Raw genomic sequence first — 12,039 nt, 5'->3', positions numbered from 1 at the left:
CTCCGTACCGCGCATCGCGGTAGCGAGAGGCGGAGACGGCTGCGCGGCTGGTTCCTTCTTGTTCCGTATACCCCTCGGGGCGGTGGGTGTTGAAGGCATCGGCGGTGACTCAGCACTGTCGGGGGCCGACAGGGAGTCAGGGGAGATTCTTGTGACAACACGCCGCAATCGCGCAGGGGGGCCAGGCGCCCGGATCTCAGCGCGGGCGACGCTCGCAGGTCTGGTCGGTGCGGTGGCCGGTATCGTCGCGCACTCCATCAGCCAGACCGGTGGCCAGGCGCTCTCGATCGTCGTGGGCGGTCTGGTGGGCATCACGCTGGTGCTGGGGGCCGAGTTCTACCGCCGGTCCCCGAGCGCGAAGCGGAACTCCTCCGCGCGCTGCGCGCGGAGGGGAAACGTGTCGCGGTCGTCGGGGGACGGCGTCAACGAAGCGGCGGCGCTCGCCGGGGCCGACCTCGGCACCGCGACAGGCACCAGCACCGTTGTCGCCATCGGCGCCGCCGACGTCACCCTCGTCCGCGACGACATCGAAGCCCTCGCCCGCCGCGCCCTCGCCACCATCCGCGGCAACCTGTTGTGGGCCTTCGGCTACAACGTCGTGATCACCCCACTCGCCGTGGTGGGCCTGCTCAACCCGATGCTCGCCGCCGGCGGGGCAGCGGGCCGGTCTCCTGCTCGCAGGAGTGGTGTCTGCGGCCCGAGCGGCTCGTCGTCGGCTCTTCCTGGATAATCGATGTATGGCATCACAGCCTCGTCTTTCCGATCTCCGTCGTGCCAAGTTCGCCCGGCGCCTGCCCGCAGCGCTCTCCGAGCTTGCCGGTCCCAAGCACGGCCCGGTACGCCTGCCGCTCCACCTTGCGTGGTCAGGGCTGACCACGTTCGACCTCGACCGGCCCCGGCTGCGGATGAGCTACTACCGCATCGTCCTGGCCGAGGGCCAGCACGACGACCTGGTCCAATACCTCAACCGGGACCTTCTCGTCGGCCTTTGGCCCACACTGCGCACACTGGTCAGCCGTGATGTCCGTGAGGTCTGGGAGAGCGCCTTCGGCGAGCTGGCTCACAGCGCCCAGGCCGCTGCGTGAATCTCACGGACCTGCACCGCCGCTTGCTTGCAGACGTGCTCGCTGTGGGCGGCGCTTACCCCCTCGCGCTCACCGGCGGCTATGCGGTCCAGGCGCACGGTTTGGTCGACCGGCTCAGCCAGGACCTCGATGTCGCAACCGAGAACCCAGATCGTATGGAGGACATCGCTACCGTCGTACGTACCGGGCTGGAGCAGCGCGGATGGCGCGTAAGAACCCTGGAAACAGACCCGCTGTCCGCACGTCTGATCGTCACCGATCCTGCCAGCCATGAAGAGTGCGAGGTCGACATCCTCAAGGAGGCACTCTGGCGACCACCCGTACACACCGAGCACGGCTTGGTGCTGTCCCTCGAAGATGTCGTCGGCACCAAGGTCCGGGCCTTGGCCGACCGTGGACTCGCCAGGGACCTGATCGATGTACAGGCCGCCACGGACCGCTGGAACCCCGTCGAACTCGAAGAGCTCGGGCGGCGCCATGCCCGCGACTCCTTCGACCTCAGCGAGCTTCAAGCTCGGCTGAGCGGAGCCGACTGGATCGACGACACGGAATTCGCCGCCTACGGACTCGGCGAGCGGGCAATCGCCGGGCTGCGGCAGTGGGCACAGGCCTGGGCCGACGACATCGGGGAACGGCTCCACGAGCTTGAGGCTCCGCACGAGGACTGATGGCCTCACGGATGCCGACCGCTCGACAGGAATGCGGTTCGCAAGAGAGGCTGCCAGCCCCTCGGTCGCCGTGCCCCATCCATGCCCTTCGGGGCGGACAACAGCGGTCAAGCTCGGCGCCCTGAGACCACGCCGGCCTCGCATCTCAGGGTCAAACATGCAGGCCAGAGGCACTTCGAGTGTACAAGCACCGGTGATTCCCAAGCTCAGAGCGCGAGTTCGATTCTCGCCACCCGCTCTTCCACGAGGCCCCAGGTCAGCGACCTGGGGCCTCGTCGTTGCCCAGACTTCTCCAGGCATCGCGGACCAGCGCACCACCTGGCTCCTTGTTCTCGTAGGCTCGGGCGAGTATCCCTACGGTGGCGGCCATGGCCTGGCGGAGTTCGGCCGGTGCAACGACCTCGACATCCCCACCGAGCCTCAGCAGCTCGCCGCAGGCGTGCTCGGTGCCCTCGACCGGGATGACCGCCTCGACCCATCCGTCGTCGCCGACAGCGGTCGCGGTGGAGTCGACTGCCCGCACCACCTCCGGGGGGACGTTGTCGGGCAGGCGCCGGCGTCCCCGGGGAGACAGGCGGACGGTGGCTGTGCCGGTGTAGCGGCGAGCCTGGAAGTCATCGAGGTAGGAGACCCAGTACGCGCCCAGGTCGAAGTCCTGCGGCCGGTCGAACCGCTCGTCGCCCAGCGCCGCGTCGAGGACTTGGGCGACGCGGTAGGTCGCGGTCCCCTTGTCGGTGGCGGCCACGAGGTACCAGGTACCGGACTTGAGTACCAGGCCGTAGGGGTGGAGGTGGCGATCCACCTCCTGCGGGGCGCGCCAGCGGCGGTAGCGCACATCCACCGCACGCCGGGTGAGAACCGCGTCGACGAACAAGGGGAGATGCGGGGTCTGTTCGGGTTCCCGGTACCAGCCGGGGGCGTCCAGGTGGAACACCGCCGCGGCCCGTGCCGCCTCCTCGCGCAGTCCTGCCGGCAGCGCGGCAAGAAGCTTCAGCCGGGCCGCCGACATCTCGGCCGTGAATCCCAGGTCGGCGGCGGGCCCGGGCAGTCCGGCAAAGAACAGTGTCCGCGCCTCGCCCTCGCTCATCCCGGTGAGGCGGGTGCGGTAGCCGTCGAGCAGCTGGTAGCCGCCCCCGCGGCCCGGCTCCGCGTAGACCGGGACCCCTGCGGACTGCAGACGTGCCACGTCACGGTAGGCGGTGCGCACGGACACGTTCAGCTCGTCGGCGATTCCCCGCGCGGACATACGCCCCCGCGATTGCAGCAACAGCAGCACCGAGAGCAGTCGACTGGCAGACATGCGCGCATTCTCCTCGGAAACCCTGACAGCACCTGTCACACAGCTCCCCTACCGTCGAACCACCTCCCGGCTACGACCGAACAGGCCGGGAGCCCTGCCCGGAGAACATCGAACAGGAGTCTTGCTGTGCCACCCACCGAACTCGTCGGCCCACCGGCCGTGATCGAGCTTCGCCAGTACACGCTGCGTCCCGGTCGGCGCGACGAACTCATCGAGCTGTTCGACCGGGAGTTCGTCGAATCCCAGGAAGACGTGGGGATGAGTGTGCTCGGCCAGTTCCGGGACCTCGACGATCCGGACCGCTTCGTCTGGCTGCGCGGATTCCGGGACATGGAGGCGCGCCATCGCGCGCTCACGAACTTCTACGGCGGACCCGTCTGGGCCGAGCACGGTCCGCAGGCGAACGACACCATGCTCGACTCCGACGATGTCCTCCTCCTGCGCCCCGTGTCGGCCGGGGGCGGCTTCACCGGCTCCCTGTCCGGGCGGCCCCCGGTCAGCGCTACGGCGCCTGACCGGTTCATGTCCGCCACCGTGTGGTCCTTCCCTCCCGGACGGCAGAACGGCATCGCGCTGATCCGGGACGGCCTCCTCCCCGCGCTCCAGGAGACAGGACCCGCACCGCTCGCCTTCCTGACCACCGAGCACGCGCACAACACATTCGCCGGGCTACCGGTCCGCGCCGGCGAGAACGTCGCCGCGATCTTCACCTCGTACCCCGACGAGAGTGCGCACTGTCGGCACCTCGCCGACATGCAAGCCCACTCCCTGGCACGGGACGAGATCCTGCCAGGTGTCGAGCGGGAACAGACAGCAGCACCTCAGGTACTCCGGCTCGGGCCGACCGGTCGCTCGCTGATCTGACTCCGAACCGGCACCTCAGGAGAGGCGGTCGAGGGCGCCTGCGGCAAGGACGTGCCACAAAGTGCCAGTAAGGGCGGTGAACAGCGGACGACACAGGGTTCGCCAGGGCAGCCAGAATAGGGCCAGGAGTCATCATTCCCGCAGGTCAGATAAGACTCACCGGCCGAAGCGCCAGGTGATTCCCAAGCTCAGAGCGCGAGTTCGATTCTCGTCGCCCGCTCCATGAAAAAGCCCCAGGCCAGTGGCCGGGGGCTTCTTTTGTACTCGCCCGAAATGGAGACTTGCTTACCGTCGGCCTGCGGTGTGTAGAACGTGGCCGCCTGGCCACTCTTGATCACCTGAGACTGGTCGGAGGTTGCGACGACCAACTTGTTCATGTCTGTCTGCCGGTGCCGGGGGTCCGGGTCCGATGTCAGTGCGGGCGAGCCTCACTCACCGCACGGGGAAGCCGAAGGAGTACCCCTGCTGCTTCAGCCAGGGCAGCACCTCGCGCAGAGCGGCCAAGGTCTGGGAGCGATCCCCTCCCGCGTCGTGGAAGAGGACGGTCGGCCCGTTGGAGATCTCGCTCTTGACGGTGGCGACCATGGTGTCCACACCGGGACGCTCGAAGTCTTTGGAGTCGACGTTCCAGCCCAGCGGCCGCATCCCCCGGGACGCGGCGAGCTGCCGGCTGTACGGGGTGAAAGCACCGCCCGGGGCCCGGTAATACTGCGGTCGGACGCCCCCGGACGCCTTGGTGATCATGCGTTCGGCATCCAGGATCTGCTGGGACTGGTATGCCTCGGACTTGGTGTCCATGGTGGTGTCGTGCGAGATCGTGTGGTCGCACAGCCGGTGCCCGGCCGCCACGACCTCTTTGACCAGGTCCGGGTGTGCCTGGGCCTGCGTGCCCACCATGCAGAACGTAGCCTTCACACCGCTGTCCTTCAGCAGTTGCAGTACCTGCGGCGTCCAGACCGGGTCCGGTCCGTCATCGATGGTGATGTTGACGCCCCGGGCGCCGCGGTCCGAGGCATGCGCGATGTCCGCCGACACCTTGGCCACCTGGTCCTGGCGCTGGGCGTCCGGCGCAGAGACACGCGCTTGAGGACCCCCTCCGACGGGGCCGGCCTGTGCGGTCCACACCGAGGTGGCAGCGGCCACCGCTGTCACCCCGAGCGCCGCCGCGAGAAGCCGGCCGTGCCATGTCCTTCCCTTATGCCTCGCCATGTCCGCCCGCCCCTTTGTTGTCTCCGCCGATGCCGTGCCCTCATGAAGACATACGAACGCCCGTGCAAGATCCCTCTGTTACCGATCGCTGACGAATTCGCAGGGGGCCGGCAACAAACGCAGGAGCTCCGCGACAGACGAGGCCCGCTTCGCCACCGACACCAAGGACACCCCGATCGCGCAGCCGGCACTGCGGCACCGACAGCGCCGTGCCGAGGACCGCATCAGCAATGCGCGCGCCACCGGCTCACGCAACCTCCCGTGCACGGCACGGCCCAGAACCAGACCTGGCTGGAGATCGTCCAGCTCGCACTGCCGGCCTGAATGCCGATGCTCGCCCCGACCGGCCTGCCCGGCCCGGCCCGGCTCCGGGAACCCCGCCGTCTACGACTCCGCCTCTTCTCAGCCGCCACCCAGCTGATCACCACCGCCCGCCGCCGGCACCTGCGATTCACCCACCACTGGGACTGGACCGACGTCATCACCAGCGCGATCGAGCGACTCGGCGCCCTTCCGAACCCCGGTTGATCAGCAGATCCACCTGTCCCGACGAGCCTGAACCATCCCACCGGAAACATGGACCCCGGCGCCTGCCCAACGCGACAATCGGGCCAGCGGCCTGCCCACACGCCCCAGCAAACGAAGAAGAGCCCGTCAGCAAGCTGACGGGCTCCCGCAAAGTATCGAGGCTAACCTGCCATCAGGTCAGATCGTCGGTGTGTCATCGACGATCTCCTTGTGCGGTTCGACAATGAACCTCCAGCCATCGCTGGGCTCCAGGAACCGCACTCGGGTCGGGTAGATGTCCAGGGCACGGCGGTCGCGGTTCTGGCCGTTCGTGTTCTTCCGCCCCCGGGCCGGCTCCTCGTACAGGTCGACCTTGACGTCCGGCACCGCGACGGTTTCCTCGCTCCAGCGCTGAACGATCCCCGCGCCGAACGCGTCCCGTGCGGCGGAGTAGAGCGACTCCAGGGATTCCTTGCTCCCGTCGGGCACGAAGAGGGCGAGGTTCAGGAGGACGCCGGCACTCCGGAGAACCTCGATTTCTTCCCCTGCCTTGTCGGCAATCCAGATCCCGCGCTCTTCGACATTGTCCGGGAGAACATGAATTTCCTCACCGAAGATCGTCCTCGCGGTGAAGGACCCTCCCTCGAAATTCTTACCCGGCCCCGTAAGGAAAGCCGGGGCATAGCAGTCGAGAGGAAGGCCATCCATCTCCGCCGAGACGAAGATTCCGTCCTGGAGGCCCAATTCCGAAACCTCTGCGGCCGTAAGACGTCGAGCCGTGACCTTCTCGATATTCACGCCATTCCCCTTTTTTCGTGGCGTCCTGTAAATTCATTAGGACTATATCATGAAAATGAACAGCCAGTCCCTTTACGCACACCTTCGCGCTCACGAAAGTACAGTCAACCCTCCGAGTAATTTCTTCCGACAGGACAGCAGACAAAACCTCTCGAATCGCCGACGAAACGCAGCCCCCGTAGAGAAATAGGGTGAGGCCCAAGAGGTGACTCACCGCTTCGGCGGGGTTTTCGGAACTAAGTCAGCCGCCAAGTGAAATGCGAGCGGCCTCGGTCGAATGGAAACCCGGCGACCCAATCGAGCGAACCACGGCGGTCGCCCCTCCGATCGGGCACTTCACGCCTCGCCCCTACGGCCGCCTCCGCGGGGCCGCCGTCTCTTCACCCACGGCCCAGGCGGAGTCGAAGGAGCAGCACCGGTGCTCCCACTCCAATCGATCCGCACCAGTAGGACGTCCTGACGCGGCCGCGCCGTCGAGCCGGTGATCCGCGAGGCTCTGCGGCGCCTGACCGACGACCGACTGCCCGAGGACACCAACGCGATCGGCGGCTACTGGACCCGTGCCAATGCCCCCGAGATCGACCTCGCCGGCGCCGACCGCTCCCCCATCGCCAAGAAGATCACCCCTGCCACGCACCTCGCTTTCGAGAGAAGGCCCAGGTCAGAGACCTGGGCCTTCTTCGCTGTCCAGGCCTCTCGGAGCCCACGCGCCATTCGCGCCACCACGAGCACCCTGATGGCGCGTCAGATCGAGCCCGCCGCATGCACCGACGTCTCGGTGATCGAGAAGATCCGGTCCAGATGGTGACGTAGTACCGCGACGGCCGACTCCGGACTTCGCTGGCCCACGAGGATGCTGGTGCCCATGGTCGCCGTCATGGCGAGCAGGCTGATCGCCTCCGTGCGCGCGGCGATACCGGGATCGGCCAGGCCTGACGCCTGGGCCTGTTCGAGCAGCCCGGTCAGGGCATTCTCCGCGGCGTCGGGGTTGTCGATGAAGGGCTGGGCGGCCAGCGCCTCGTCGGTCACGGACAGGATCGAGTAGGAGGTGTAGAGAAGGTGGAAGGTGCGCCCCTCCTCGTCGGTCGGAAGGGAGGCCAGCAGCAGCGCCTCGATCGTCGCGCGCGGGCCCGGGTTCGTACCGGCGGCGCGGAGACGGGCAGCCACCCGTGCGGTGAAGCGGTCGGTCAGGTGCTGGAGCCCGTAGAAGAGCAGTTTCTCCTTGGTCTCGAAGTAGTACTGCACGAGCCGGAGTGACACGCCGGCCTCAGCAGCCACGTCCCGCATGCCGACAGCGTGCAGTCCGCGCCGTCCGGCGACCCGAATGAGCGCCTCGGCGATCTGGTTGCGCCGTTCCTCGTGGTCCACGCGCTTCGGCATGTTCTCGCGTCTCCGCCCGTCGGTGATGGGTCAGCAGCCTCTTTTCATGGTACCGCCGTATCAACATCATGGTACGGTCGTATCACGAAGAACGGATCTTCCAGGAGGTGCCACCGTGCCCGACAACACGACCCGTGTACGCCGCGACGTCGGCCACTACGTCAACGACACCCTGCGCGACCGGTACTTCGCCGCCTGCGACGCGCTCTACGCGATGGGCGCGCCCGCCCGCTCCGAGACGGACGTGGAGACGAGCTTCGGCACCACGCACGTCTACCGGTACGGCCCTGCGGACCCCGCCGCCGAGTCCCGTACACCGGTGGTACTGATCCACGGTTCGGGCGGCTGCTCGGCCCAGTGGTACCCCAACACCCCCGCGCTCAGCGCCGAACGCCCCGTCTACGCGCTCGACACCCCCGGTGACCCCGGCCGCAGCGTCCAGCGCGAACCCATGTGGCAGCCCGAGCGCGCGGCCCGGTGGATGGACGAGGCCCTCGACGCGCTCGGCCTCGACCGGGTCCACCTCGTCGGCTCCTCCTACGGAGGCTGGCTGGTCATCAACCAGGCGCACCTCCGCCCCGGCCGGCTCGCCTCCGTCACCGCCCTCGACCCCGGCGGCCTGGAGAAGGTGGGCCTGCGCTTCTTCGTGTGGATCTTCGCCAGCCTGTTCGCGACCTTCGCCCCCAAGGCGCTGCGCCCGCGCCTGGCCGCCTGGCTGGAGCAGCCGGTACTCGTCGTTCCCGAACTGCGCAAGTGGATCCAGGCGGGCGTCCGCGCCTTCCGGATACGCCGCCCCGCCCCACTGCCCCTGTCGGACGAAGAGCTGGGCTCCATCCGGACGCCGTTCTACCTCATCATGGGCAAGCGCAGCCTGCTCGTGCACCCGAAGCGGCAGCTGGAGCGCGTACCGCGTGTCATCCCCGGCGCCCGCGCCGAAATCGTCGCGGCAACCGGCCACGGACCGCAGATCGACCACCCCGACCTGGTCAACGCCCGGATGCTGAGCTTCATGGAGGACGTCGACTCCCTCGGCCCGGCCGCCGTTGACGGAGCAGTCGACGCGTAGTACCTGCAGTTGGGAACACTGTTCGTCGGCGTGGCGGCTATGAACCACCGGCCTCGAAGGAACCCCGCACACGCCGGTCGCCCGCCTCAGGACCGGTGAACGACAGCGGAAGCCACCACTGCGCACCGTGCCCCATCCGTTCCCCTCAGAGCGGTGACCAGCGATGAATACCGGACCTTCGCCCACCTCGGGAGTGAGCCATCGAGGCCGCTGTTTCCGCAGGTCAGGGGCAGGTCAGGGGCTACTTCTCACGAAGCACTCGCCGACTCACCGGCGTCCTTCGCGAAAATGCGCCTCGGCGCCTCCTCATCGGAATGATCTCTGGTGTGCAACCGGGGTTCTCGAACTGCTCGTCGAGATGGAAGGCGCCGTCTCCACAGGCCTCCGTCTGAATCCAACGGTTGCCCCGCCTCGGCGAAGACGACGGGTCTCCTGGCCGAGGGGTGAACATCGCCGACGACGCTGCGGAACCCGGGCTCATTCGGGCTCTTGGCCCCCCAGTGTGTGCCGCTGGATCAGCCGTGAAATGTCCTTTGCGGTGACGATCCCCACCAGATGGTTCCCGTCCACGACGAGAATGCGCATGCCGGCACCCGGGCGGAGCCTGTCGAGAGCCTCACTCAGAAGATCACTCGGGGCGGAAACCGCACACTGTGACAGCGGGATCGCCACCTCGCGCACGCGCAGCGCCTCCCGGCGCGCTCCCGGTATCCGGGCAAGCTTGCGTATCTGAACGATCCCGCTGGGACGGCCTTCGAAATCGAGCAGCGGCACGGTGGAATGGCGGGAGTTCACTGCCACCTCATCGATGAAATGCCGGATGGTCAGCCAGTCGGCGCCGGTGGTCACCGGGCTGGACATGGCGTCGGCGACCTTGATGCCCCGCAGTGCTGTGTGGATCACGGCGCGCTGCCGCTCGGCGCCGGCGACGACCGTGATGAAGAGACCGACGACGATGAGCCACAGCCCGCCCGGCGCCCCTCGCAGGAAGGAGATCCAGCCGAAGGCCATCAGCAGCCCGCCCACGACCTGACCGCTTCGGGAGGCCGCCCGATCCGCACGTTCCCGGTCTCCGGTACGCCACCACAACAGCGCCTGCACCACCCTTCCGCCGTCGAGCGGCGCAGCGGGAAGGAGGTTGAATGCGCCCAGGAACAGGTTCGCCCAGCCGAGCCACACCAGAACGGCGGCGGGCACCGCCCAGCCGGACAGCGTGTGCAGCCCGATTCCCGCTCCGAGCGCGACGCTTCCGATGGCCAGGCTGGTGAGCGGCCCGCTGATCGCCACTGCGAAAGCCACCGCGGCCGTCGGCGGTCGCCCCATCCGGGTCATCCCGCCCAGCGCCCACAGCGTCACATCCTGTACCGCGATCTTCTTCCTGCGGGCAGTCGCAGCGTGTGCCGTCTCGTGGAGCAGGAGGCTGCCCATGAGCAGCACGGCTCCCACGGCACTGGCGAAGGTGTACACCGCATTCGAGCGCCCTGGAGTCCATGCGGGGAGGGTCTGGCGGCCAAGACCGTACGCGAGCAGGACCACCAGCAGCGGCACGCTCCAGTGCATCCGCAGTGGTACCCCGACAACTTGTCCGACACGGACCGAGCCGTTCATCGTCGTCTCCCGCCGGCTCGGCACCCGGTCCACCGGGCAGGACCTCGCGACCTGACTCCGTGAACCGACCAGTACCGCACCCACCCACAATTGTCGCTCTCGGAATCTCCCGCAGTCGGCCAGGGCCCAGGACGCGTTCCTTCCTCAGTTCCGTGGACTCCGTTCAGCGCGTCGCTGCGCAGATACGGTCAAAGGGGGCGCCGGGTCCGGGCTGGACCTGCCGACAGCACCGTGGAGGTGCGTCATGGGGCACAGCCATCACCTCCACCTGGATCAGGGTGACCACTCGATCACCGTGAACGTCGGGCCCGGAAGAAACGGAGAGATCGAGCTCCTGGTCCATGGCAAAGTGGTCGCGTGCCAGAAGCAGCACGACCCCGGGACGAGCTTGCTGACCGCCGACCTGCCCGAAGAGCCCGCCCGCCCATTCCGGGTCCGGGTACGCCGGCTGGCACGTGAGGCGTGCGGGGGCAAGCTGCCAGGCAGCGATCTGGAGACGGTACGGACGGACGCGCGGCTCGGGACGGAGCAGGAGTCCTTCGACGAGGACCTCGGCCAATACCACTGCGTGCTGAAGAACGACAAGGACAAGGTCGTGGTCGCCGTAAACGCCTATCTGGACGGGGCGGACCGGGAAGAGGAGATGCGGTACATAGGCAGCTCCTATCCGCCGCACGCCGTGCTGCCGGGCGGGCTGCCCGGCTTCGAGGCCGAGAACAGCCTCGTCTATCTCATGCCCGAGTGCCCGCGCGGCGGCAAGGGCCCCACTGCGGAACACCGCAGGCTGCTGGTGGGCACCTGGACGTACTTCGCCAAGAGCCGCGAGGAGAAGGCGGCCATGCTGCGGCTCGCGGTGCGGATGACGAACGAGGTGACAGAGAAGCTCGGCTGCGGTGGCGAGCCGCTGCCCGCGCCGAAGGACGGGGCGGTACCGGACACGGGCAGGTATGTGCCCCGCGCGGAAGCGAAGGGCACCGCCTGCGACGCTCTCGCCACCACCCGCGTCCCGGCGCAAGGACGCGACGGGGAGGTCCGCATCGCCATCGCTGACGGCGGGGTCGTCGGACGTTGCACCCTGAACGCGCCGAAGACGGCTGGCGACGACGCGTACGGGAGTAACAGCACGAGGCCGGGCAATCCGCTCGTCGAACTCACCAGCTGGCGTGGTGACTGGGGCAGGAAGCTGCGCGAGATGGGCTCGGGCCCCGCCCCGCTGCCGATGGGCGAAGGCGCCGACTGGAAGCCCGCGCTGACCGAGGACAGGGCGTGGGCCGTCGCCAAGTGCGGAGGCGAGAATGCCGGCTTCGCCGCGCACTGGGGCTACGAATCCCTCTACGGGGAGGCAGGCAAGAAGCACGAGCCTCTGACGGCAGCCGAGCGGAATCAGCGGAGCGTGCTGTTGCGCGAGTACGTAGCCGCCTTCGCGAAGGACCAGGTGCGGCGCGGGAACTGCACGGGGCTGCAGCTGCCGGCAAACCCGTGAGGCGTACCGCCCGCCGGCAATGCCCAGGACGTGTGGACCGGCCTGACGGGCCGACGGGGTCCGACCTCCAT

The 12,039-nt window shown here is 68.1% G+C and carries 11 protein-coding genes and 3 pseudogenes; 8 read left to right on the top strand and 6 right to left on the bottom strand.

The annotated features are described in order from the left end of the window. Nucleotides 1-348: 348 nt before the first annotated feature. The 3 genes and pseudogenes from OG609_RS46250 to OG609_RS21600 all read left to right on the top strand — a co-directional run. Nucleotides 349-730 (top strand): annotated as a pseudogene (locus OG609_RS46250) (hypothetical protein); the annotation flags it as partial. A 7-nt stretch (nucleotides 731-737) separates the two neighbouring features. Then, nucleotides 738-1,085 (top strand): transcriptional regulator, encoded by a 348-nt coding sequence (locus OG609_RS21605; protein ID WP_327274318.1) that lies wholly within the window; start codon nucleotides 738-740, stop codon nucleotides 1,083-1,085. After that, on the top strand, nucleotides 1,082-1,753 hold the full coding sequence (locus OG609_RS21600) for a nucleotidyl transferase AbiEii/AbiGii toxin family protein (protein ID WP_327274317.1): 672 nt from the start codon (nucleotides 1,082-1,084) through the stop codon (nucleotides 1,751-1,753). The genes OG609_RS21605 and OG609_RS21600 overlap by 4 nt, the downstream gene beginning before the upstream one ends. A 256-nt stretch (nucleotides 1,754-2,009) precedes the next feature. Here OG609_RS21600 and OG609_RS21595 read toward each other — a convergent pair whose 3' ends face one another. Beyond that, nucleotides 2,010-3,053, bottom strand: a complete 1,044-nt coding sequence (locus OG609_RS21595; RefSeq protein WP_327274316.1) for a helix-turn-helix transcriptional regulator — start codon at nucleotides 3,051-3,053, stop codon at nucleotides 2,010-2,012. Between the two features lie 126 nt (nucleotides 3,054-3,179). Here OG609_RS21595 and OG609_RS21590 point away from each other — a divergent pair, with 126 nt between their 5' ends. Further along, the gene (locus OG609_RS21590; RefSeq protein ID WP_327274315.1) at nucleotides 3,180-3,917 is read left to right on the top strand and encodes an NIPSNAP family protein; all 738 of its coding nucleotides are present in this window, start codon (nucleotides 3,180-3,182) and stop codon (nucleotides 3,915-3,917) included. Nucleotides 3,918-4,105: 188 nt separating this feature from the next. On the opposite strand, the gene OG609_RS21585 is transcribed toward OG609_RS21590, so the two are convergent. Further along, nucleotides 4,106-4,294 carry a hypothetical protein gene (locus tag OG609_RS21585; RefSeq protein ID WP_327274314.1) on the bottom strand — a complete coding sequence of 63 codons (189 nt, stop codon included), beginning with the start codon at nucleotides 4,292-4,294 and terminating at the stop codon, nucleotides 4,106-4,108. A 55-nt stretch (nucleotides 4,295-4,349) separates the two neighbouring features. Next, nucleotides 4,350-5,126 (bottom strand): polysaccharide deacetylase family protein, encoded by a 777-nt coding sequence (locus OG609_RS21580; protein ID WP_327274313.1) that lies wholly within the window; start codon nucleotides 5,124-5,126, stop codon nucleotides 4,350-4,352. Nucleotides 5,127-5,274: 148 nt separating this feature from the next. On the opposite strand from OG609_RS21580, the pseudogene OG609_RS46245 reads away from it, so the two are divergent. Continuing rightward, nucleotides 5,275-5,654: pseudogene (locus OG609_RS46245) on the top strand (transposase); the annotation flags it as partial. Between the two features lie 177 nt (nucleotides 5,655-5,831). Here OG609_RS46245 and OG609_RS21565 read toward each other — a convergent pair. Beyond that, nucleotides 5,832-6,431 carry a hypothetical protein gene (locus OG609_RS21565; RefSeq protein ID WP_327274311.1) on the bottom strand — a complete coding sequence of 200 codons (600 nt, stop codon included), beginning with the start codon at nucleotides 6,429-6,431 and terminating at the stop codon, nucleotides 5,832-5,834. Between the two features lie 460 nt (nucleotides 6,432-6,891). Between OG609_RS21565 and OG609_RS21560 the strand changes: the two are divergent. Continuing rightward, nucleotides 6,892-7,053: pseudogene (locus tag OG609_RS21560) on the top strand (ATP-binding protein); the annotation flags it as partial. A 122-nt stretch (nucleotides 7,054-7,175) separates the two neighbouring features. On the opposite strand, the gene OG609_RS21555 reads toward OG609_RS21560, so the two are convergent. Beyond that, nucleotides 7,176-7,811, bottom strand: coding sequence for a TetR/AcrR family transcriptional regulator (locus OG609_RS21555; RefSeq protein ID WP_327274310.1), 636 nt, complete (start codon nucleotides 7,809-7,811; stop codon nucleotides 7,176-7,178). A 115-nt stretch (nucleotides 7,812-7,926) separates the two neighbouring features. Here OG609_RS21555 and OG609_RS21550 point away from each other — a divergent pair, with 115 nt between their 5' ends. Beyond that, nucleotides 7,927-8,877, top strand: coding sequence for an alpha/beta fold hydrolase (locus tag OG609_RS21550; RefSeq protein ID WP_327274309.1), 951 nt, complete (start codon nucleotides 7,927-7,929; stop codon nucleotides 8,875-8,877). Between the two features lie 477 nt (nucleotides 8,878-9,354). Here the strand turns inward: OG609_RS21550 and OG609_RS21545 are convergent, their stop codons facing one another. Beyond that, a complete protein-coding gene (locus tag OG609_RS21545; protein ID WP_327274308.1) occupies nucleotides 9,355-10,485 on the bottom strand; it encodes a site-2 protease family protein in 1,131 nt (376 codons plus the stop codon). A gap of 244 nt (nucleotides 10,486-10,729) precedes the next feature. Here OG609_RS21545 and OG609_RS21540 point away from each other — a divergent pair, with 244 nt between their 5' ends. Continuing rightward, on the top strand, nucleotides 10,730-11,968 hold the full coding sequence (locus OG609_RS21540; protein ID WP_327274307.1) for a hypothetical protein: 1,239 nt from the start codon (nucleotides 10,730-10,732) through the stop codon (nucleotides 11,966-11,968). The last annotated feature ends 71 nt before the right edge of the window (nucleotides 11,969-12,039 follow it).

This window comes from Streptomyces sp. NBC_01224, from assembly GCF_036002945.1.
Classification (GTDB): Bacteria; Actinomycetota; Actinomycetes; order Streptomycetales; family Streptomycetaceae; genus Streptomyces.
Note: the sequence above shows the minus strand (reverse complement) of the source record. Positions and strands in the feature narration are given on the sequence as shown.